This is a genomic window from Nonomuraea sp. NPDC005983 (assembly GCF_040614375.1).
Lineage (GTDB): Bacteria > Actinomycetota > Actinomycetes > Streptosporangiales > Streptosporangiaceae > Nonomuraea.
The window spans coordinates 45338-65105 of the sequence record NZ_JBEXUP010000038.1 but is presented as its reverse complement, the minus strand read 5'-3'; the positions used below and the strand labels follow the sequence as shown (position 1 = coordinate 65105).

General features: G+C 68.0%; 15 protein-coding genes. 5 read left to right on the top strand and 10 right to left on the bottom strand.

Annotated features, from left to right (window positions below; genetic code table 11):
* The first annotated feature begins 262 nt into the window (after positions 1–262).
* A complete protein-coding gene (locus ABZ297_RS18965; RefSeq protein ID WP_355347349.1) occupies positions 263–637 on the top strand; it encodes a hypothetical protein in 375 nt (124 codons plus the stop codon).
* A gap of 287 nt (positions 638–924) precedes the next feature.
* Here ABZ297_RS18965 and ABZ297_RS18960 read toward each other — a convergent pair whose 3' ends face one another.
* From ABZ297_RS18960 to ABZ297_RS18950, 3 genes are all read right to left on the bottom strand, one after another.
* Positions 925–1119, bottom strand: a complete 195-nt coding sequence (locus ABZ297_RS18960) for a hypothetical protein (protein WP_355347346.1) — start codon at positions 1117–1119, stop codon at positions 925–927.
* 195 nt (positions 1120–1314) lie between these two features.
* Entirely contained in the window at positions 1315–1482 is a 168-nt protein-coding gene (locus ABZ297_RS18955) for a hypothetical protein (protein WP_355347343.1), read from the bottom strand.
* A 75-nt stretch (positions 1483–1557) separates the two neighbouring features.
* On the bottom strand, positions 1558–2571 hold the full coding sequence (locus ABZ297_RS18950) for a DUF6528 family protein (protein WP_355347340.1): 1014 nt from the start codon (positions 2569–2571) through the stop codon (positions 1558–1560).
* A 292-nt stretch (positions 2572–2863) separates the two neighbouring features.
* Between ABZ297_RS18950 and ABZ297_RS18945 the strand changes: the two genes are divergently transcribed.
* From ABZ297_RS18945 to ABZ297_RS18935, 3 genes are all read left to right on the top strand, one after another.
* On the top strand, positions 2864–5848 hold the full coding sequence (locus tag ABZ297_RS18945) for a BTAD domain-containing putative transcriptional regulator (protein ID WP_355347337.1): 2985 nt from the start codon (positions 2864–2866) through the stop codon (positions 5846–5848).
* Between the two features lie 216 nt (positions 5849–6064).
* Positions 6065–8185 (top strand): tetratricopeptide repeat protein, encoded by a 2121-nt coding sequence (locus ABZ297_RS18940; protein WP_355347334.1) that lies wholly within the window; start codon positions 6065–6067, stop codon positions 8183–8185.
* A 396-nt stretch (positions 8186–8581) separates the two neighbouring features.
* On the top strand, positions 8582–10972 hold the full coding sequence (locus tag ABZ297_RS18935; RefSeq protein WP_355347331.1) for a PQQ-binding-like beta-propeller repeat protein: 2391 nt from the start codon (positions 8582–8584) through the stop codon (positions 10970–10972).
* A gap of 518 nt (positions 10973–11490) precedes the next feature.
* Here ABZ297_RS18935 and ABZ297_RS18930 read toward each other — a convergent pair.
* The 4 genes from ABZ297_RS18930 to ABZ297_RS18915 all read right to left on the bottom strand — a co-directional run bounded on the left by ABZ297_RS18930 (position 11491) and on the right by ABZ297_RS18915 (position 16022).
* Positions 11491–13158: a tannase/feruloyl esterase family alpha/beta hydrolase gene (locus ABZ297_RS18930; RefSeq protein ID WP_355347328.1), complete on the bottom strand. Its 1668-nt coding sequence runs from the start codon at positions 13156–13158 to the stop codon at positions 11491–11493.
* Between the two features lie 104 nt (positions 13159–13262).
* Entirely contained in the window at positions 13263–13721 is a 459-nt protein-coding gene (locus ABZ297_RS18925; RefSeq protein WP_355347325.1) for a carboxymuconolactone decarboxylase family protein, read from the bottom strand.
* Between the two features lie 257 nt (positions 13722–13978).
* Entirely contained in the window at positions 13979–14824 is an 846-nt protein-coding gene (locus ABZ297_RS18920; protein ID WP_355347322.1) for an MBL fold metallo-hydrolase, read from the bottom strand.
* A 361-nt stretch (positions 14825–15185) separates the two neighbouring features.
* Entirely contained in the window at positions 15186–16022 is an 837-nt protein-coding gene (locus ABZ297_RS18915) for a helix-turn-helix transcriptional regulator (protein ID WP_355347319.1), read from the bottom strand.
* A 128-nt stretch (positions 16023–16150) separates the two neighbouring features.
* On the opposite strand from ABZ297_RS18915, the gene ABZ297_RS18910 reads away from it, so the two are divergent.
* Positions 16151–17365 carry an MFS transporter gene (locus ABZ297_RS18910; protein WP_355347316.1) on the top strand — a complete coding sequence of 405 codons (1215 nt, stop codon included), beginning with the start codon at positions 16151–16153 and terminating at the stop codon, positions 17363–17365.
* A 50-nt stretch (positions 17366–17415) separates the two neighbouring features.
* Here the strand turns inward: ABZ297_RS18910 and ABZ297_RS18905 are convergent, their stop codons facing one another.
* From ABZ297_RS18905 to ABZ297_RS18895, 3 genes are read right to left on the bottom strand one after another with little or no spacing between them, the layout of a single operon-like run.
* Positions 17416–18117 carry a GntR family transcriptional regulator gene (locus ABZ297_RS18905; protein WP_355347313.1) on the bottom strand — a complete coding sequence of 234 codons (702 nt, stop codon included), beginning with the start codon at positions 18115–18117 and terminating at the stop codon, positions 17416–17418.
* On the bottom strand, positions 18114–18803 hold the full coding sequence (locus tag ABZ297_RS18900) for an N-acetylmannosamine-6-phosphate 2-epimerase (protein WP_355347310.1): 690 nt from the start codon (positions 18801–18803) through the stop codon (positions 18114–18116). The genes ABZ297_RS18905 and ABZ297_RS18900 overlap by 4 nt, the downstream gene beginning before the upstream one ends.
* Complete coding sequence (locus tag ABZ297_RS18895; RefSeq protein ID WP_355347307.1) at positions 18800–19714, bottom strand: BadF/BadG/BcrA/BcrD ATPase family protein; 915 nt, start codon at positions 19712–19714, stop codon at positions 18800–18802. The genes ABZ297_RS18900 and ABZ297_RS18895 overlap by 4 nt, the downstream gene beginning before the upstream one ends.
* Positions 19715–19768: the final 54 nt, after the last annotated feature.

The window sequence follows — 19768 nt, the reverse complement described above, 5'->3', positions numbered from 1 at the left end:
CACCCTACTGCCCCCCACCCACGGTCTGCCGCTGCGCGCCCGGAGACGTCGCCCTGGCGGTTTCCGCCCGGCCACCGGCGTCACGGGGCCATCGCCGCGGCCGCGGCGATCGTCCATACCGGCCCGCTGGCCCGCCGTACCAGAGAGTCGTCGTCATTCAAGCCGCCGTTCCGTGGCGCGTTAATCACATCGATAACGGATCAAAAGGCGTCGCACCTAGCATCGCCCGGTACATAGCAGTTTCGAACGAGGGGGATCTGGAATGCGACTACACACGAAGATCGCGATGGTGGCCGGCGGGCTGGCGCTGATCGGCACGAGCCTGCTGGTGACGGCTCCGGCGCAGGCCCAGGGCAACCCGCCGTGCTACGCCAAGAGCGGGCACCTGTACTGCGGGAACAAGACCGGGGTGAGCCTGTGGCGCAGCCCGCGCTACAGCGACCACGACCAGGATGCCGTGGACACGCTGAAGTCGAACCCCAGCTACTTCCAGTGCTACGTCTCCGGGCAGAAGCACGGAGGCGGGAACAACATCTGGTACAAGACGTACGGCGACGTCAGCGGGCGCACCGGCTACGTCGCGGCCGAGAACGTCTACACCTGGAAGGACCCGTTCCCGGGCGTCAGCCACTGCTAGTGCTGCGTTCCTCAATGCGTGTGGGATTGCCTCTGGCCAGGAGCTCTGGGCGGGGGCATCCTGCACGGCAGGAGGGTTCCGTCAGGCCGAAGCTGCTCATCGCGCGGGCTGCGCGCGATGAGCAGGAAAGAACGCAATGTCCGACGGCTGGCCAATGCCGGCCCGCTCCACGTTCGCCGACAACTGGCGGCACGCCAACCGTGGGCCTCGAAGATCTACACCCACGCACCCATGCCGGGCCACCGGCGCGGCGACGGCATCTCCCATCGGCTGAGCCGGTCCCCGCATCAGGTGGGCCGGTCCGTGCAGATCGTGAGCGGCGGCTGCGGGTAGGCCAGCACGATCGGGCGGGCAAGGTCGTTGCGTACCGGGTGGACGGTCATCCGCCCTCGCATCGGGGACGTCGCCTGTGTCGAGCGTCGCGACTGAGTGCCCGCCAGTCGTCCGAACGGCGCGAACGTGCCAGGGCTCTCGTTGGACACCGCCTGTCCTCACGACGCCCGAGAGATCGAACTCGGCGCGCGGAGGGTGATTCAGTGCTATTTCAGTGTCCTTTTCAGCGGGCACCGTGATCATTTTTCGGGCTAGACGCCGGCGAGCGTCAGTTCTCGCCTGCCTTCGTGTGCGCACGTAGCCATGACGCCATCTCCCACGCCGCCTGGTCGATGACACTGTCGTCACCCGTCAGTTCCAGCAGGACGCTCCTCACCCGGATGACCTGCTCGGCCGATGGGCGACTTGAGCACCTCGTCAGGACCGTACCCGGGCACCCCGTCCAGCAGGTCGTCGTCCGCGCGTCGGCACCTGGCCGTCCTGGCTCGGACGACCGGCTCGAACCCACCCACGATCCGAGCGCAGCAGCCCACATCCTGTGCCGGTCAGGACGATCAACATCGCAGCCAGAACAAGCTTCGACATGGTCACTGGTAGTCCGGCCTGAACCAGCGGGCCTTGTAGATCTTGGAGCCCGGCAGGGTGCGGGACGCGGTGCCGCCGAAGAACTCCACCGTGTCGGTGCACCAGGACGCGCCGCAGCCGCTCTTCGGCCGGGTCCTGAGAATCTGCCCGGTGCCCTGCTGGTCACCAACCGATTTGACGAGCCGCACATTCACCTTGTCTGCGTTCGCGTACTCGGTGGTGAAGGTACTCGTGGATTTTGCGTACTGGTAGACGGCGTCGTTCGTGGTGATCCACAGCCGGCCCTTGTCACCGAAGACCGGGGCCATGTCGTGGCCGCCCTTCATGCCGGGAAGCGCGACCCGCTGGGTCTCGGTCAGGGTCGGCTGTGCGGGCGTGCCGCCGACCTTGAGAGCCACCAGGTCCTTGTCGCCAAGCGCCCACAGGAGCTCATTGGCCGGGTCCCAGAGCACGCCATGACCGCCGGGCAGCTTGAACTCCGCGTACTTCTTCGAAGTCGAGCTCTGGGAGGCCGTGTAGACCCGCACCCAGCTCCCTTTGGTGGCCGCGGCGGCGACATTGCCGTCGGGGAGCAGTTCCACGGCGTGGGGCAGGATCCCGTCGCCTCCCGTGTCCACGGCCCACAGGCGATTGCCCGACGGGTAGGACGCCACACCGATGAACCCGCCGTCGTTCACCGCGAGGACCGACTTGCCTCCGGTCTGGCGTGGCCCGCCATAACGGAGCCGGGCGTCCGCGATCGCCCCCGAGCACAGCGTGCAGTCATCGAGCTCGGCCTCGGGGAATCCGTTCTTCGCGGACGGCTTCCACTTCCACTTCAGCGCCCCGGGATCCTTGGCCGGGTCCCACGACTTGTTCCGAGAGTCCAGCACCACGACCTGGCGAGCCTTCCCGTCGCCCACAACTACCCAGCCATAGGCATCCCCGCCGCTCACGGCCTGCGCCGGAGCGGTTATGCCAAGGGTGGCGACCAGGGCCGCGCCCGTCGTCGCGGACAGCCACTTGCCGTGTCCCATCGAATCTCCTTCATAATGCACGCGAACCGCATCCGCGCACAGACGCGCGAGGGCTCTGAACTCCATGCGGTGGATTTCGTCGATGCCGGAGACTAGAAGAGCTGGTTTTTGATTCGCTATCGATTCGATTCACCCGGGCCAGAGGCACCCGTGAGTGGCCGACACCGATCCAGTCGAACCAGATCCCAGCCACCTGTGAGGGGAAGACCGCAGAAGTGATCCTCGAATCCCTTGCCTGCCTGTTGCCGATGAGTTTCGAACGCAGGACACTGGATGGTTATCGGGGGATGTCATGACAATTCACATTGAGTTTCGAGTTCTTGGTCCGCTGGAGGTCGGTGTCCTGGGGCGCCCTGTCAGGTTGGGCGGGCTTCGGCAGCGTTCACTGCTGGCCGCGCTGTTGTTGGATGCCGGGCGGGTCGTGTCGGTCGATCGGCTGGCGGCCGCGGTCTGGGGGGAGCACCTGCCCGAATCGGTGCGCACCCAGATCCCGATCCATGTGCACGGGTTACGTAAGGCGTTCAAGGCCGCCGGCTGCGGCGTGCCAGTGATCGTCACTGAGCAGGCCGGTTATCGCCTGCGCACCGACGGCGTGTGGCTGGACATGCGCGAGGCGGAGGAACAGGCGGCAGCGGCCCGAAGGGCGGCCGCAGCTGGGAACAGCGAGCAGGCGGCGGCGATGCTGGGGCGGGTGCTCGGGCTGTGGCAGGGGCCGGTTCTGGCCGAGATCGACACCACCGAGATCGCCGCGGTGGCCCGCGGCCTGGAGGATGCCCGGCTGGGCATCGCAGAGGAGTGGGCCGAGGCGGAGTTGGCCTGTGGCCGTCCTCGCGAGGTGGTGGCACGGCTGGCAGGGCTGGTGGAGGATCATCCGCTGCGTGAGGGGCTGCGCGCGCAGCTGATGCTGGCGCTGTGGCACTCGGGACGGCAGGCCGACGCGCTGGAAAGCTACCAGCAGGGGCGCAAACATCTCCTGGACGAACTGGGCTTGGAACCGGGCAGAGGGCTGCGAGAGGTCCAGCAGGCGATCCTGGCCGGACCGCCCGCTGGCGACGCCACGCAACCGGAGGTTCCCGCGCTGCCTGCGCCGCGCCTTGGCGGGAACGCGGACGATGGGCCTCCTCCGGCGGGTTCAGGGCCAGTCGTGACGGTACGGCCGGCGCAGTTGCCGCCGGCGGTATCAGCGTTCGTGGGCCGGATGACGCAGATACGGATGCTGGATCGATTGCTGCGGCAGAACGGGCGACACCTGCCAATGGGCGTGATCAGCGGGGCGCCCGGGGTGGGCAAGACCGCGCTGGCCCTGCAGTGGGCTCATCAGGCGGCCGACCGGTTCCCTGATGGCCAGTTGTTCGCCAATCTTCGTGGCTATGACCTCGACAGAGAGTCGGCACAACCGGCGGCGGTGCTGGAACGGTTCCTGCGGGCGCTCGGAGTTGACGGGGCGGCGGTTCCGGCCGGGGTCGAGGAGCGGACCGCGTTGTTTCGCAGCCTCCTGGATGGCCGGCAGGTGCAGGTCGTACTGGACAACGCGGAATCGGCGGCACAGGTACGGCCACTGCTGCCGGCGACGCCAGGCTGTTGTGTGATCGTCACCTCCAGACGCCGGCTGGAAGGGTTGATGGTGGGCGGTGGTGCGCTGCCGGTACAGGTGGAGGTTCTGGCCGAGCAGGAGTCCGCCGAACTACTGGAGCGTGTGCTCGGAGCGGAGCGAGCGGCTGCCGAGCGGGAGGCGGCGGCGAAACTCGCCGCTCTGTGTGACGGGTCACCGCTGGCGCTGCGCATCGCGGCGGCGAAACTGGCCATGCGGCCGCAGTGGCCAGTCGCCGAAATGGCCGAGCGGCTGGCCGACGAGCGTAGCCGGTTGGACCAGCTCAGCCGAGGTGGGCTGGAGGTACGAGCCAGCATCGGGCTGTCCTACCGCGAACTGTCGACGCGGGCGGCCCTGGCGTTCCGGCGGCTGGGGCTGATGGACGCCCCAGGCGGATTCGCGCCCTGGCTGGTGGCGGCGCTGCTGGACACGACGGTGCACGACGGTGAGCGGCTACTGGAGGAGCTGGTCGATGCCCAACTGCTGCAGCCGCTCGGCAGAGACGGAGCCGGTCAACCGCGTTACCGGTTCCACGATCTGATCCGCCTGTTCGCCCGCGAACAGGCGGAGACCGCAGAGCCGCCTGACGCCAGGCTGGCCGTGCTGAGCCGGGCCTTCGGCGCGTTGCTCGGTCTGGCGGAGCAGGCCCGCGACCTGCGATACAGCCGCTACCCGATGGTGCCGCGCGGTGACACTCCGCGCTGGCTACCGGAAGACGCATCGCAGGCGGCGTTGATGAGTGACCCGCTGGCGTGGCTGGAGAGCGAGCGACTCAACCTCGTCTCCGCTGTGGCGCAGAGCGCTAAGTTGCGGCTGGCCGACCTGTGCCGCGACCTCGCGGCCAGCTTTGTGCACATGTTCGAGTCGCGGGCCTACTTCGACGACTGGCGGGCGGTCGCCACCCGGGCCCTCGAAGCCTGCCGCGCCGCCTCCCACCTGCCGGGCCAGGCCGCGATGCTGTTCTCCCTCGGCTCCCTGAACCTGAGCCAACGCCGGCTCCCCCAGGCCGCCGACCTACTGGAAACAGCTCTTGAGCTGTTCCAACGGTTTGGAGACGTGCCCAGCCAGGCCATCGTGCTCCGCCACCTCGGCACGGTTCATCTCTTCGAGGGAGACCTCGACAGGGGGAGACAGGAACTGGAACAGGCACTGACACTCTTCGAGCAGGTCGGCGACACCACCGGCCTGGCTCACGGCTTGGGCTTTCTCTCACACGTGCACATGCTGGAAGACCGGCTGGAGGAGGCCGCGCGGCTGCTGGATCGCGCGCTGACCATCAATCCAGGAAGCAAACAGACCGAGGCCCAGCTACTCAAACGCCTGGCCGAGGTCTACCGCCGCCAAGGCCGGCACGCCGAAGCGATCAGGAAGGGCGAGCACGCCCTGGCCCTCACCCTCGACCTGAACGACCTGGTCGGCCAGGCGTATGTGTTACATGCGCTGGGCGAGGCACAGCTCGACCTCGGAGAGATCGTCGAGGCCGGCTCCGCTCTGCACCAGGCGTTGCGCATCGCCCGCCGGGTGGGCGACAGGCTGATCGAGGGCCGGGTCCTGCTCGCTCTCGGCCACCTCAAAAGCGACGACAGCACCTTCCATCTCCAACAGGCTGCCGAGACCTTCGCAGCCATAGGAGCCGCGGGCTGGCACGACAAGGCCGTAAGGGCGGCTGCGCAGGTGAGCGTCTGAACATCGGCCGGGCCATCCTCCGTCGGACACCCCGCTAGAATGTTTGTCCCTAAAATGAGGGACGATGGGTAGTGGTGTGGATTTCCTGATTAGCCGATCAGCCGGTCAGCCAGTCGTCCTGGAAATCATGTCGACCGCAGCGTTGCTGAAGATCGCCGCCAGTCGAGTGGTTGTGGAACTGTCGATCGGCGTACCCACTACCAGCGGGGGCTCATAGTGGGGGGATCCAACCATCCGGAAGCTCGACGGACGAAAGAGAAGAGTACCCAGCCGGAGTCGGCCCCGGGTGTCCCGTCGCAGGTCGTCGCCCAGCTCACGGCACTCGCACGACCGATCCCGGCACAGCTGCCCGGCCCCATCGCGACGTTCACCGGCCGTGAGACAGACGTCGAGAGGCTGTGCACCCTACTGACCGATGGCTCCGAACGCGCGGTGGCCATCTCCGGACCGGCCGGCATCGGCAAGTCGGCTCTCGCTCTCCAGGTGGCCCACCGCATCTCCCACCGCTTCCCCGATGGACAGCTCTACGTCAACCTGCAGGGATCCACTCCCGATACGGACCCCCTGCCCACCGCGGAGGTGCTCGGCCGATTCCTGCGCTCCATGGGAGTCGCCACCCCGGCGATCCTGGGCGAGCAGGAGGAGGCCGTCGCGACCTTCCGCTCGCTGACACACGGGAAGCGCCTGCTGATCCTTTTGGACAATGCGGCGAGCGCCGAGCAGGTACGCCATCTGCTGCCCGGCAGTGCGACGTGCAGCGTGCTCATCACCAGCAGGCGGATGCTGAGCTCGATCGACGCCGCGAGCCATTCTCAGCTCCGAGGGCTGGCGCCAGATGAGGCCTGCGCGCTTCTCACCAGGCTCCTCGGCGCTGACCGGCTCGACCGCGAAGCCCAGGCGGTGGCCGAGGTCATACCACTGTGCGGCGAACTACCGCTGGCGCTGTCCATTGTCGCAGCGCGGCTGCTCGGGCGTCCGGACATGTCAGTTCGCGCCCTCGCCGACAGACTCGCCAGCGAGCAGCGGCGGCTGGCCGAGCTCGAAATCGACGACCAGGCGGTGCGCGCCAGTTTCATGGTCAGCTACGAGGATTTGGGTGATGGACCGGCGGCCCGGCTGTTCCGGTTGCTCGGCCTTCTAGACGGGCCGGATATCGGCGTTCCCGTCGCCGCAGCTCTCGCGGAGCTGCCGGAGCGGCGCACGGCCGCGCTTCTCGATCATTTGCTTGAGAGCCAGCTCGTGGTGTCCGATGTTCCCGGGCGATATCGCATGCACGACCTCCTGCGGTTGTTCGCCAAGGAACTTGCGATGAAACAGGAGAGCGAGAAAGCCCGAGCCCTCGCCGTCCGACGAGCTTTCCACTGTTATCTCGCCACGGCACGACGCGCGGCGCTGTCGGTCGAGCCGCTGATCGCCTGGCGGATCGACTTCGTCCCCGAGGTGCTCACCCATTCGGGGGTGCCGCTGGACTCCGTTGAGGCGGTCAAGGCATGGCTCGATATCGAGATCGAGAACCTTGTAGCCACCGCCCGGCAGGCCGTGACGAGTGCTGATCCGGCGATCGCGGCCTACCTGTCCGCATGCTTGAACACGCCGTTGGAACAGCGAGCGCGATGGCGCGAGCAACTGGCTCTGGGACACCTCGCTCTGGAGGTGGCGCGTTCCACCGGTGATCTCCGCCAGGCGGGGCTCGGCAACAATGATCTCGGTTGGGCACTGCACGCGTTGGGAAAGCCCGCAGAGGCTCTGGCGTCCTTCGATCGTGCTCTCGATGCCTGGAGGCCGATCGGCTATGACACCGGCCAAGCCTTGGCCCTGAACGGACGTGGTGCGGCTCTTCGTTCGTTGGGGCGCCACGAGGAGTCGCTTGTTGCCCTGGACCAGGCGAGCGCAATGTGGCACCGATTGGGCCATGCCCGGCATGAGGCGTCGTGCCTGACCGGCATCGGACTGACCCATCAACGACTCGGACGTTACAGCGAGGCGATCGCGGCTCACCGGAAGGCTCTGTCCCTGGCAAGAGAGTCGAATGCCAGGGTCACCGAGGTGATGGCGCTGGGCAACCTTGGTGAGGCACACAGACTGGCTGGGCAGGCGGATGAGGCGGTGACTTGCTTCCAGGAGGCCCTCCGGCTGGATCGGCAGCGCGGCTTGTCCGGCACCTATTGGGAGGCAGAGCATTTGTGGGGGCTCGGCCGGGCGACCAGTGACCGTGACTGCCTGAACAAGTCCGCGGCAATCCTCCACGAGCTGGGGCTGATCACTTACCACGAGGCCCGCGCGATCGAACTCGACCCGGTTCCCGACACCCCAGACGTCATCTCGCAGCAACTCTAGACGCAGCCGCACGGTCAACCGCCAGTTGTCCCGCATCCGCTGATCCACCGGTCCCTGCCGGGTGTAACTGACGATCACCACCAGGTTGCTCGCCCGGTAGACGACTCCAGTCTCGGCGGAGGTGCCCACCTGGCGTTCGAACGCGGTCGCGGTGTCGGCGAGACCGGGCACGTCACGTCTGGTGGCGAAGGTGTTCGACCGGGACCTGAACAGGTGCTTGCCAGGTGGCGGGCGACATGGTTCTCCCGCTTGGTCGCCTTGTCGACGTACGAGTAGGTGAACGCCTCCTCGCCGACCCCGGCCAGTGGTCGGGCGGCCGTGCTCGTCGCGCTGCGGAGCAGCGGAGACGGCTCGCGTAAAGCGAATCTATATCGCGCGTCCGTAGAGTGCCGCCACATGGTCAGGGCGATGGTCGCGGTGGTTGTTGTTGTGGGCTTGATGCTGGTGTCCGCCTGCTCGGGTGGCATGAGGTGGCCGGTGGATGAGGAGTCCACGCTCAAGCCGCTGGCGTTCGGCCAGCAGTTGTGGAACACCAGGAACATCGGGCTGGATGATGTCGACGGCGTCACGATCCATGACACCTCGGTGATCGTGGCCGGCCAGCGTCAATTCCGATCCACGCTCATCGTGCTGGATGCGAGGACGGGTCGCGTGATCTGGACGCTCGCGGAAGCCGACCCGCTGGCCGGGAGCGGCGGTGCGTACGCGTGGGGTGATGACGGCTTCTCGCCCAGCTCCGGCGGCCCTGTCGTCGTGGGCGACGACGGCGACTGGATGATGATCATCCCGTACCAGCACAGAAAGTCGGAGTACTCCGACGGCCCCAGTGAGGGGATCGCCGCGATGTCCGGCAAGGACGGCAGGTTCCGCTGGAAAACGCCGCTCAGCAGCTCCGAAGAGCACGTTCGAGTGGCGGCGGCCGACCAGAAAACGATCCTGGTGGGCACCGGTTCGGGCGACAGTGTGCGGACCATCGCCTTCGGTACGGCCGACGGCCGTAAGCTGTGGGAGCAGCCCGGGGTGCTGCCTCAATCGATCACCGCCGGCACCGTGCTCGGCGTCATTCCCGACGACGTGGCCGAACTGACCGGCACCCCCTGGAAATACAGCACCGAACAACCAGAGGGAACGGTCGTCGGCCTCGACCTCGCCACCGGCGCCAACCTGTGGTCCCTCAAGGACCGGCTGAAGAAGTCCGTCATCGAGGCCGCGACCAGTGGCATGGTCGCGGTCCGCGGGAGGCCGGTAAAGAGCACGGACGAATATTCCTACGCGACCCTGGCCCTCGATGCTCGGACCGGTCATGCGATCGGCAGCTTCGGCAAGTTCGCGCCATGCGCGGCCGATGGCGGGCAAATGATCGCCTGCAACGACGTTGGCGCGCTCATGACCCTGCGTGCCGGCGAGGACGCGTTCCGCCGTTCAGACGAGGGCGATGTGCTCCCTGAGAATTCGTTCACGTGGGATCTGGAAGGGGCCTGGCGGGGTTACATCTTCGGCAGCACCAAGGACAGGGACGACGTCGTGCGCACCTTCGCCGTCGACCGATCGGGCAACCGGCTGGGCGACACCCCGCAGGGCAAGCTCGCCGCAGGCTCCGACCACTACACCGTCTTCTGTGTGGGGGCCGGCGCGACGAGTTGCGGCGTGTACGGCATGGGCTCTCCCGCAGCCGCCGACCCGCAGCCCACAACGGCGGCTCCGGGCAAACCCGCCCCGATCACGTTCGACGCGGAACCGCTCTGGGAGGGGCGCAGCGACAATTCCTACTGGGGTCCTGCCATTGAAGTGGTCGACGACGCGCTACTTCAGAGTGGCCGGGACCAGGAGAGGACCGTCCGGGTGCTCGTCTCCGACGTGGAGACCGGCAAGAAGCGCTGGTCGGTCAGCGACGGCCAGCGACTCGCGGCTGACGGCACGCACGCGTCATTCGACTTGGTAGTCGACGTCAGTGTCCTTGGCGAAGGGAGCGCGAACGGCTGGTCGGTCCTCCTCGCCTACGAGAAAGGCGAGGAAAAGGGGGTGGCTGCTCTGTCTGGTGAGTCCGGCAAGCTGCTGTGGAAGATCCCGGTCACCAAGGCCAAGCGAAATTGGTTGACGCCCTCGATCACAGCCGACGACGAACTGATCCTGGTGAGCGCCTTCTCGCAGAAGGGCCGCAAAGTCACGCAACGAACGTTCGCCTACAGCACGAACACACGCCGCAAACTCTGGGAGGCCAGCGGCTTCACCGTCGTCATCGCCGGGGGCACCGGGCTGGCCTGGACCGGCTCCAAGCCGGAGGGGCCGACGACGGCGGTGGGTCTGGACGCCAAGACCGGCCAAAAGCGCTGGGACCTCGCCGGACGTTTCAAGACCTCACAACCCCGATATGCGCGGGACGATCTCGCGGTCGTCTCCGCCGATGACGCCATCATCGCGATCGATCCCGCGACAGGCCGCGAGCGTGCCGTACTCAACAAGAAGCCACGCATGTGTACAGGCGACGGCGAGTCGCTGATCGCGTGCACCGTCGGCGAGGAGGGCCGCACCAGGCTCGCGACCATCCAGCTCACCGACGGCGTAGTCCGAGTGAACAGCCCGTTGTTGCCCGAGTCGATCGAGGTCGACCATGTGTGGAAGGGCCGGATCTTCGCCCGGACCGTCGGCACCGACGTCCAATATGTCGTGCTCGATGCTTCGGGTGCGAGCCTGGGCCAGATCCCCGGCAAGGTACAAGACATCAACGATCACTATGTCGTCTTCGCACGAGACGATGACAACTTCACCGTCCACCGCCTCAGGTGAGCATCCGCGGGGTCGCGCGTCTCACGAGAGGAAGCGGCCGCACTGTCGGGGAGCCTCCTTCGTGAAGTCTGGACGTCCGTGTCGAGGGAATCGCGCCCGGCTCGCCCAGGACGGCGTGAACCTGTGGCACGGCCCGCAGGCCGCACACCGAGGTGGCCCTCGGTTTCTTCGAGCAGACCGTCGCGGACGCTGATCGGCAGTTTCCTGACCGGAGCCGACTCCAGGTCGGCGACGTTATTCGCGTGGCGCGGCCAGGCCGCGGGTAAAGCTCGCCGATCGCTCCGCTGTCCACCTGCAAGCCGTCGAACTACTCGACCGCGCGGCTCTACTGATGAGCGAGATCCGGCTCGATGGGTACGCCGTTAACTGGACACACCCTTTTCGGCAGGCGCAGGGGCCACCAAGGCGAGGTAGTCGCGGTGAAGGCGGCGGTGTCGGGCCCGCCGGAGGTTCCTCTGGCAGGGCCCGACACCGATGCGGCAGGGGCCAGTTGGGATGAAGCCCTCAAGAGGGCTTCGTCAACCCGCCTTGCTGGTGGGTGCGCAGGTGAAGTTCCGTGCGTCGCCGGTGTTGCCGTGGCCGGTGTAGCGGGCCACGAGCGGGTAGGCGCACAGGGGCCGGGACAGGGTCTCGGTGCCGGTGGCCGGGTCGGTGAGTGTGGCCGGGATGGACTGTGGCGCCTGTCCGTGCTCCACCCAGGCCACCGTCGCCGCCAGCGGGTCGGTGGGGGTCGGGCCGGCCGCGTTGGCGCAGTGGGCGGCGCCGGGGGCCAGGAACAGCCGGGCGAACGGATCCGTGCTCGCCTTACCACCCATCGCGCGCTGGACGCGCTGGTAGTACTGGATGGTGCCCCCGGAGGGGATCACCTGGTCGGCGAGCCCGTGCCAGATGAGGATCTTGCCGCCGTTGTCCCTGAAGGCGCTCAGGTCAGGGTCGTCGGTGGCGATGGCGGCCGAGAACTCCCGCACCGACTGCTCGAACATCCTGTCGAACTCGTCGAAGGTGAGGGTTGTCCAGTCCCACTTCGGATCCCGCTGCAGCCAGGTACCCAGCCAGCCCAGAGGGAGGAAGGACGGCGCCGGGGTGGTGACCCCGTTCGTGGTGGTGGTCGCGGCGAGCACGGCCGGCGAGGCACCGCGTTCGAGGCCGTACCACAGTGGTCGCCCGTCGGTGGTGACCGGGCCCTGCCAGATCTTGTTCATGACGGTCGCATCGGTGGCGGTGATGGTGCCGCAGGGGGTGCTCAGACCGATCAGCGTGTCGGCGTTCCAGTTGCAGCCTGCCGGGTCGGTGATGATGCCGTCGGTGACGCCGTCCCGAGGGTCGCAGGCTTTCACCACCGCCTCGGTGAACGCGTCCTGCTTGCAGGTCGGCAGCGCGTCATGCAGCTGGTTCATGACCAGGGCGGGCCAGATGCCGGCCGGGACCCAGCGCGTCCAGTTGATCGCCGGCGCGCCGGAGACGATGCCGTTGTAGTCGGCCGGGTACCGCTGCGCCTCCATCATGGCTTCCCGGCCGCCCGTCGAGCAGCCGTTGAAGTAGGAGTACCGGATCTTGCCGGAGTAGAAGGCCTGGGTCACAGCCTTGCCGGCGACGGTCATGTCGTGGATGCCGGCGGAGGCGAAGTCGTTGATCAGCGGCGTGTTGAGCTGACCGTCGGACGTCAGCGCCCAGTTGCCGGTGTACGCGTCGGCCGACGAGATCCCGCAGTCCGTGGCCGCTGACGCGTATCCGTTCTTGAGGGTCTCGGCAAGGGAGGCGCTGACGTACCCCGGTATCGGGGCATAGTAGATCCCGCAGAGGTAGCCGCCCCCGCCGAGGCCCTGGAATCGACCGTTCCACGTCGCGGGGAGCCAGACGGCGATATGGGCGGCGTTACCCGCGGAGTCGGTGTCCGTCATGTCCACAGCGCAGAAGCCGGGAAGCCCGGTGATCGGGGTGGTCGTCCCAGGCGGGGTGTAGCTGCCCGTGGTGACGGGGTTCGCGGAGTCCACCGTGACGTGGGACAGCCGCAGCGCGGACTGGAGATAACTGCTGCTGCACCGGGACATGGTCGAGTCGGGCGCAGCGGCACTGGCCGCGGCAGTGGTTGCCGGCAGTACGGCCGCCAGCAGCGCGACGAGCGCCAGACGGCCGGCCCAGGCCATGAGTCGGGTCCGGCGGCGCGGACCACGAACGGTATCCATTAGCTGATGTCCTTCATTGCGGTGATCGATGACAGCGGTGCCCTCTCCCCGGCCGAGACCCGCAGTTCTCTCGGCCGGGCGACGGGCATCCCGTCGATGACGAACTAGCGCTCCGGCTGGTAGTCGCCGCCTTGCAGTCGGGTGATGACGCCCATCCGGTTGGAGGCGTTGATGAGGGAGATGAGCATCACCAGGGCGGCGAGCTGCTCCTCGTCGAAGTGCTTGGCGGCATCGGCCCAGGCCTCGTCGGTGACACCCGTGGCCGCGTCGGCGATGCGGGTGCCCTGCTCGGTCAGCTCCAGCGCGGCCCGTTCGGCCTCGGTGAACACCGTGGCCTCCCGCCAGGCCGCGACCAGGTTGATGCGCACCGAGGCTTCCCCGGCGTGCGCCAGGTCTTTGGCGTGCATGTCAGTGCAGAAGCCGCAGCCGTTGATCTGACTGGCGCGGAGCATCACCAGGTCCTGGGTCGCTTTCGGCAGCGTGGCGCCATCGAGAAGCGCTTTGCTCGCCGAGGCGAAGTACTTCAGGGACTTTGCCGCCAGCGGGCTGACGGAGAGATTCAAACGGGGTTCGATGACGCACTCCTTGCGTTGTCGCCTGTTGCTCTGGACGGACACAAGATGCCGACGACCTGATCCTTGTGACAGCGGGGTTACGTGACGTCCGCCACATACGGCTGCCGCGTGGGCGTCACGTCATCGGGCAGTGGAGTCTCGGTGGCACGAAACGGCAGAGTCCGGCGTCTGGCGGCAGCGACGCCTCGGACGTCTCAGCGCCGGGGCCAAAGGAAGCGGCACATTAATGTGCCACGGTGTGACTGCTACGAGTCATCGTCCAGCGCGAAGCGCATGTACCGCGTCGCGGACTGGTGTACCGCTGCCTTTCCATTGGCAGGGACCACCCGCCCCCAGAACGCTCCGTAGATGCGTTCGAAGGTGAACGGTTCGATCAACGCGAGTGCGCGGCGGATGACGCGTGGTCGCTCTGGAATGAAGTTGGGGATGCTGTACATGAAGCTGACCCACCGCCGGTCCATCACCACCATGAAGATGTCGCCGCTGAACAGCGCGCCGCGTCCCTCGGGGTCATCGCTCCAGTGCAGCACGGTGCCGCCGGCGAAGTGCGTGCCCGCGTTGATCAGCGTCATGCCAGGCGCGATCTGGTGGGTGTCGCCCGTCCAGTACTCGATCAGCGGATGGGGCCGCCCGACCCAGTCACGGTCCGCGGCGTGGACGTACACCGGGGCGTCGAAGGCCCGGCCCCACTCGGTCATCACGCCGTAGAAGTGCGGATGGCTGACGGCGATCGCGCTGATCCCGCCCAGCTTCTCGATCTCTGCGGCAAGATCGTCATCGAGGTACCCCACGCAATCCCACAGCACGTTGCCGGACGGTGAACGGATCAGCAGCGCACGCTGGCCGACACCCACCGACGGCACCGCCCCGACCCCGAACACGCCGGGGCCCTCCTCATCGACCCGACCGCGATGCCCACCGGCGCGCAACTCGGCCAGCGTGGTCCACTGTTGGCCTTCCCAACCGACATACTGCCGCTCGTCCAGACAAATCGGGCAGTCGGCGCGTGGTGCCCCGTACTGCACACCGCAGGTACGGCAGATCGGAAGCTGTGCGCCGGTAACGGACATGACCGGCTTCGAAGACGACACCAGGGCTCTCTCCTTCAATGAAGCTCACCGCTTGACGATCGGTGAACGCTGGATCGCCAGGGCGAGGTTGTCGAACCGCTCGGCGATCTCGGCGCCGAGCTCGAGGGCCGGCAGGTCGAAGCGGGGTTCCATGGCTTCGTCCGCACTCCTGGATTCATGTACCGCTCGGCATCCTGGCGAACAAGAGACGCCGGCGATCCGATCCCTGTGACAGCGCGGTTATGTGACATGCGCCATAGAACGTCGATGCCGCAAAGCGGCTACCCGTTGACAGCGAACTCCAGCGACTACTACCGCGGAAAGGAGAGGGGCCCGAGCCGGCTGCCAGGGCGGGCCCCCTCCTTGCAGAGCTCGCGGTGTGTCACGAGATGGACCGGAGCCGGCCGTGGGACTGGCGCTGGAGTTGGTCGATGACCTCGGCCGTCTGGTCGTCGGCCGGGAGGAAGACGACGAGTTGTTGGGCCTCCGTGGGCAGTTCGAGCGTCTCACGAAGCAGTCGAAGCTGGTGCCCGGCCGGATGGTTGAGCCGGAGAACGCCACGTCGCGGCACCACATGACGCTTCAGGCGGCGGGTGAAGTCGGGCCCGGCGATGGGTGTGAGCTCCGCGGTGAGCCACTCGAGATTCTCGAGGGACGGCGCCTGCCACAGGTCGAAGGCCTGCTCGTCCGCGATGTCGTCCCAGTCGACGAAGAACGTCCGGGCGCGGGGGTCGGTGAACAGGTAGTGGTTGAGGTTCGGATGGGCGGCGTCGAGCAGTCCGGTTCCGCTGGTGACCAACCGGTAGCTGCTGGTGTGGGCGAGGACGTCGCCCAGCCGGTTGGTCACGATGGCGACGCCGGGTTCGAGGAGGCGGAGTGTCTGCAGGACAGACGGTCGCACGCGTCGGGACGGCGGCACGGGCCGGATGTGGACGGAGCATTCGTCGCCGGTGATCTTCGCGAGGTAGCGCAGGTGGTTGCGCTCCGAGGGGTCGAGGCGGAGCGCGTCGGCGAGGGCGTTGATCACCGCTGGCGATGGATTGCGGTCGCGGCCCTGCTCGATGCGGGTCAGGTATTCGACGCTGACGCCGGCGCACGTGGCGAGGTCCTGTCGGCGCAGACCCGGTGACCGGCGGCGGCCGCGGTCCGGCAGTCCAAGGGATTCCGGCTGGATGCTGTCGCGCTTGGCCCGGATGAAACTCCCCAATGGCGTCCCCACGTCAATAAGGTACCGGGCCGCCCGCTGATCGCGCAGTGCCTCATCGCGCAGTGCGGAGGGTGGCCCTTTGGGGGCTGGCCTGAGCACGGCCTGGTTGTCGGCGGCGGTGCGGCTTGATCGTGGTGTGCATGGAGAACACGTTGACGCGGCGTTCCGGTCAGGCGTTGCTGGTATGGGGGCTGCTTGTGGTGGCAGCGAACCTGCGAGCGAGTTTGACCGGCGTCGGGCCGTTGTTGGATCGCGTGCAGGCTGATCTGGGCTTGGCCCCGGCCGTGGCGGGCCTGCTGAACACACTGCCCTTGCTGGCGTTCGCGGCGGTGTCCCCGCTGGTGCCTCGACTGGCCGCGCGGTGGGGAGCCGACCAGCTCCTTGGGGGTGCGCTCGTGGTGCTGACGCTGGGGATCGCGCTCCGGTGGGTGCCGACGGCAGTCGGTCTGTTCGCGGGAACCGCGCTGATCGGGGCGGGCATCGCCGTGGGCAACGTGCTGCTGCCGAGCCTCATCAAGCGCGATTTCCCCACCAAGGTGGGACTGCTGACCAGCGCCTATGCCACCGTGATGGGCGGTGTCGCCGCAGTGGCGTCCGGGGTGGCGGTGCCGATCAGTGAGGTCACCCCCGGCGGTTGGTATACCGCGTTGGGTTGCTGGGTCGTGTTCGCGCTGGTGGCTGTCCTGCTGTGGCTTCCCCAGATGCGGGCTCCGCGGCGTGCCGCACAGGCGATTCGCGGACACCGGTTGCCGTGGGGTTCCAGGCTTGCGTGGGCGGTCACGGCGTTCATGGGATTGCAGTCGCTGGGCTTCTATGTCGTCGTGACGTGGTTGCCTCAGGTCTTCCAGGACAACGGCGTGAGCGCGGCCACGGCGGGATGGCTGCTGTTCCTGTTCCAGGCCGTCGCGGTGCTGACCAGCCTGGCGGTGCCCGGCGCGCTGCGGTGGGCGCGTGACCAGCGCGCGCTGGCGACGATCTGCTCGGCAGTCCTGCTCGTCGGCTACCTAGGACTTCTCGTGGCGCCGGGATCGGCGTTGCTGTGGAGTGTTGTCCTCGGGTTGGGCGGCGGAGCCTGCCTCGTGCTCGCGCTGGCCTTCATCAGCCTGCGCGCCCAGGACGCGACCGTGGCGAGCGCGTTGTCGGCGATGGCGCAGTCGATCGGTTACCTGCTGGCCGCCGCGGGGCCGGTGTTCTTCGGGCTGCTGCACACGGTGAGTTCCGGCTGGCAAGCACCGATCATGTTGATGTGCGTGGCCGCGGCCGGTCAGACGATCGTCGCACTGGTGGCTGGCTGGGGCACGGTGCGCTCAGCCGATGGCCAGGTGCCCGATCGCGTCCCCTCGCCTGGGCACTGATCCATCGCTCGGTGTCTCAGCGGCTTCCCGCGCACTCGCCCGCCTGACGGTCAGCGGCGGATGACCAGGTGGAAGTTGTAGCGGTCGGCACGGTAGAGGGACTCGGCTTCTTCCACCAGACGGCCGCGCGTGTCGACGCTGATGCGCATGGCGCGCAGCGCGGGGCTGCGGGCGGGGACGCCGAGCAATTCTGCCTGGAGCTTGGTCAGCACGGTCGCGGTCAGGTCCTGATCGGCGCCGGAGACCCGGGTGTTGTAGCGGGTCTCCATGACCCGGTACAGCGAGCCCTCAAGATCCTGGTCGAGAAGCTTGGGGAACAGACGCGCGGGCAGGTGCAGCGTCTCCAGGCACATCGGCAAGAAGTCGGCGAGCCTGATGCGGACGATGCGGTAGACCGGCGTGCCCTCCTCGATCTCCAGCGCGCGGGCCGTGGTGGCGGGCGCGGGCACCTCCTCAGCCGACAGGAGGCGTGAGCCTGGCTGCAGGCCGCGGGCCAGCATGTCCTCGCTGAAGGAGGTGAGCACTGGGTCCTTGGAGATGCGCTGCCGGGCGACGAACGTGCCCTTGCCGCGCACAGAGTAGACGCGGCCCTCCTCCGTCAGCAGCTGCAGTGCCTGCCGCACGGTGGCACGGCTGATGCCGTAGCGCTCAGCCAGCTCGCGCTCCTGCGGCAGCGCCTCGTCGGGCTGCAACAGGTCGATCTCGGCGACCAGCAGGCCCCGGACGTGTTGGTATTTGGGCAGTCTACTCATTCCCGCGCCAGGGTTCGTGGGACGGCCGCGACGAAGCGGCGCGTGATGTCGACCGGGTTGGTGATCGCGGTGCCGACCACGACAGCGAAGGCGCCCGCGGCGAAGGCGTCCGCCACGTGATCGGGCGACCAGATCCTCCCTTCGGCGACGACCGGCAGTGGTTGCGTTTCGGAGAGTGCGCGCACCAGCTCCAGGTCGGGCTCTTCCGGGTGATGATCACTGCCAGTGTATCCGGAGAGCGTGGTGGCGATGAGGTCGGCGCCGGAATCGGCCGCGAACAGGCCGGACTCAAGGCTGTCCACGTCGGCCATGACCGGGACGCCGAGCTCGTCGTGTACGCGCCTGATCAGCTCGGGAAGCGTCTCGCCGCCGGGGCGCGGGCGCTCGGTACCGTCGGCGGCGATGAGGTCGGCGCCCGCGCCGACCAGCGCGCGGGCGTCGTCGAAGGTCGGGGTGATGAAGACCGGGCGGCCTTCGCGGTGGATCTTCCTGATGCCGATCACGGGCAGGGCGCAGCGAGCCTTGATGGCGGCGATGTCGGCGACGCCTTCCGCCCTGATGCCGCGGGCGCCGCCGAGCTCGGCGGCCCTGGCCATGGCGGCCATGTGCGCCGGGGCGCGCAGGGGGTTGCCCTCTGGGGCCTGGCAGGAGACGACGACCGCGCCGCGCAGCTTATCGAGGATCACTTGTCTTCCTTCCGTGTGGCAGTCTCGACGAGGGGGCCGAAGCAGGCGACCGCGCCCATCACGGCGAGTGCGGACGCGCCATCCAGCGGGGCACCGCGCGGCGGGCGCACGTCGAGACCTGGCAGGGCGGCGGTGAACGGATCCAGCATCAGCCCGCCCGCAGAGAAGAGCGCGCCGGTCCATGACACCGGCGCCTTCTCGATTCCGGTACGGCGGAGCGCGGCCAGGGTGGACTCGGCGAGCAATCGGCCCGCCTCCATCCAGATCGCGGCGGCGATGTCGTCTCCCGCTCGGGCCGCCTCGGCCACGTCGACGGCGAACCCGGCGATCATGGCCCCCCTCGCAGGGTCGGCCGACAAGCGCGCGGGCAGCTCGCCCAGGTCGCCGTAGCGGCGTCCGGCCAGGTCCAGCAGCGCGCGTGACCCGCCGCGCCCGTCGGCGCAGCGGAAGGCCTCCTCCAGGCCGCGCCGCCCGATCCAGAACCCGCTGCCTGTGTCACCGAGGAGGTGCCCGAGTCCGTCCACCCTGGCAGAGGCGGCCTCTACGTCCGAGGCCAGCACGACTACCCCGGTGCCCGCTGCCACCACCGCCCCGGCTTGCTCGCCGAGCGCGCCCAGGTAGCCGGTTACGCAGTCGTCCGCGACGACGACGCGGCGCGTGCCGTACCGCGAAGACCATGCCCTGAGGATCTCGTCCGCGCAGGACGGCCGCCCGTGCACGCCGGTCACCCCCGCGGCGACGGTGCCGATACGCATGTCGCCCGCCATTGAGTCGACCAGCGGCGTCAACGCCCGCAGCAGGGCTTCACCAGGCGGCACGCCGAGCGGAAGCCCGGCCGCGGCTGCTTCGCGATCCCCGAGTCGCAGGCGGCAGCCCGACTGCCCGGCGTCGATGCTGAGCGTTGACTCCACTCGTGCCTCCTCTATTGACCGGTATCCGCGTGCCGATCTACGGTACTTCAGGTA

Bases quoted from the DNA above. Each gene is read 5' to 3' on its own strand.
- ABZ297_RS18905 (WP_355347313.1), bottom strand. From the start codon at position 18,117: ATGAGTAGACTGCCCAAATACCAACACGTCCGGGGCCTGCTGGTCGCC.
- ABZ297_RS18965 (WP_355347349.1), top strand. From the start codon at position 263: ATGCGACTACACACGAAGATCGCGATGGTGGCCGGCGGGCTGGCGCTG.
- ABZ297_RS18945 (WP_355347337.1), top strand. From the start codon at position 2,864: ATGACAATTCACATTGAGTTTCGAGTTCTTGGTCCGCTGGAGGTCGGT.
- ABZ297_RS18910 (WP_355347316.1), top strand. From the start codon at position 16,151: ATGGAGAACACGTTGACGCGGCGTTCCGGTCAGGCGTTGCTGGTATGG.
- ABZ297_RS18950 (WP_355347340.1), bottom strand. From the start codon at position 2,571: ATGGGACACGGCAAGTGGCTGTCCGCGACGACGGGCGCGGCCCTGGTC.
- ABZ297_RS18930 (WP_355347328.1), bottom strand. From the start codon at position 13,158: ATGGATACCGTTCGTGGTCCGCGCCGCCGGACCCGACTCATGGCCTGG.
- ABZ297_RS18935 (WP_355347331.1), top strand. From the start codon at position 8,582: ATGGTCAGGGCGATGGTCGCGGTGGTTGTTGTTGTGGGCTTGATGCTG.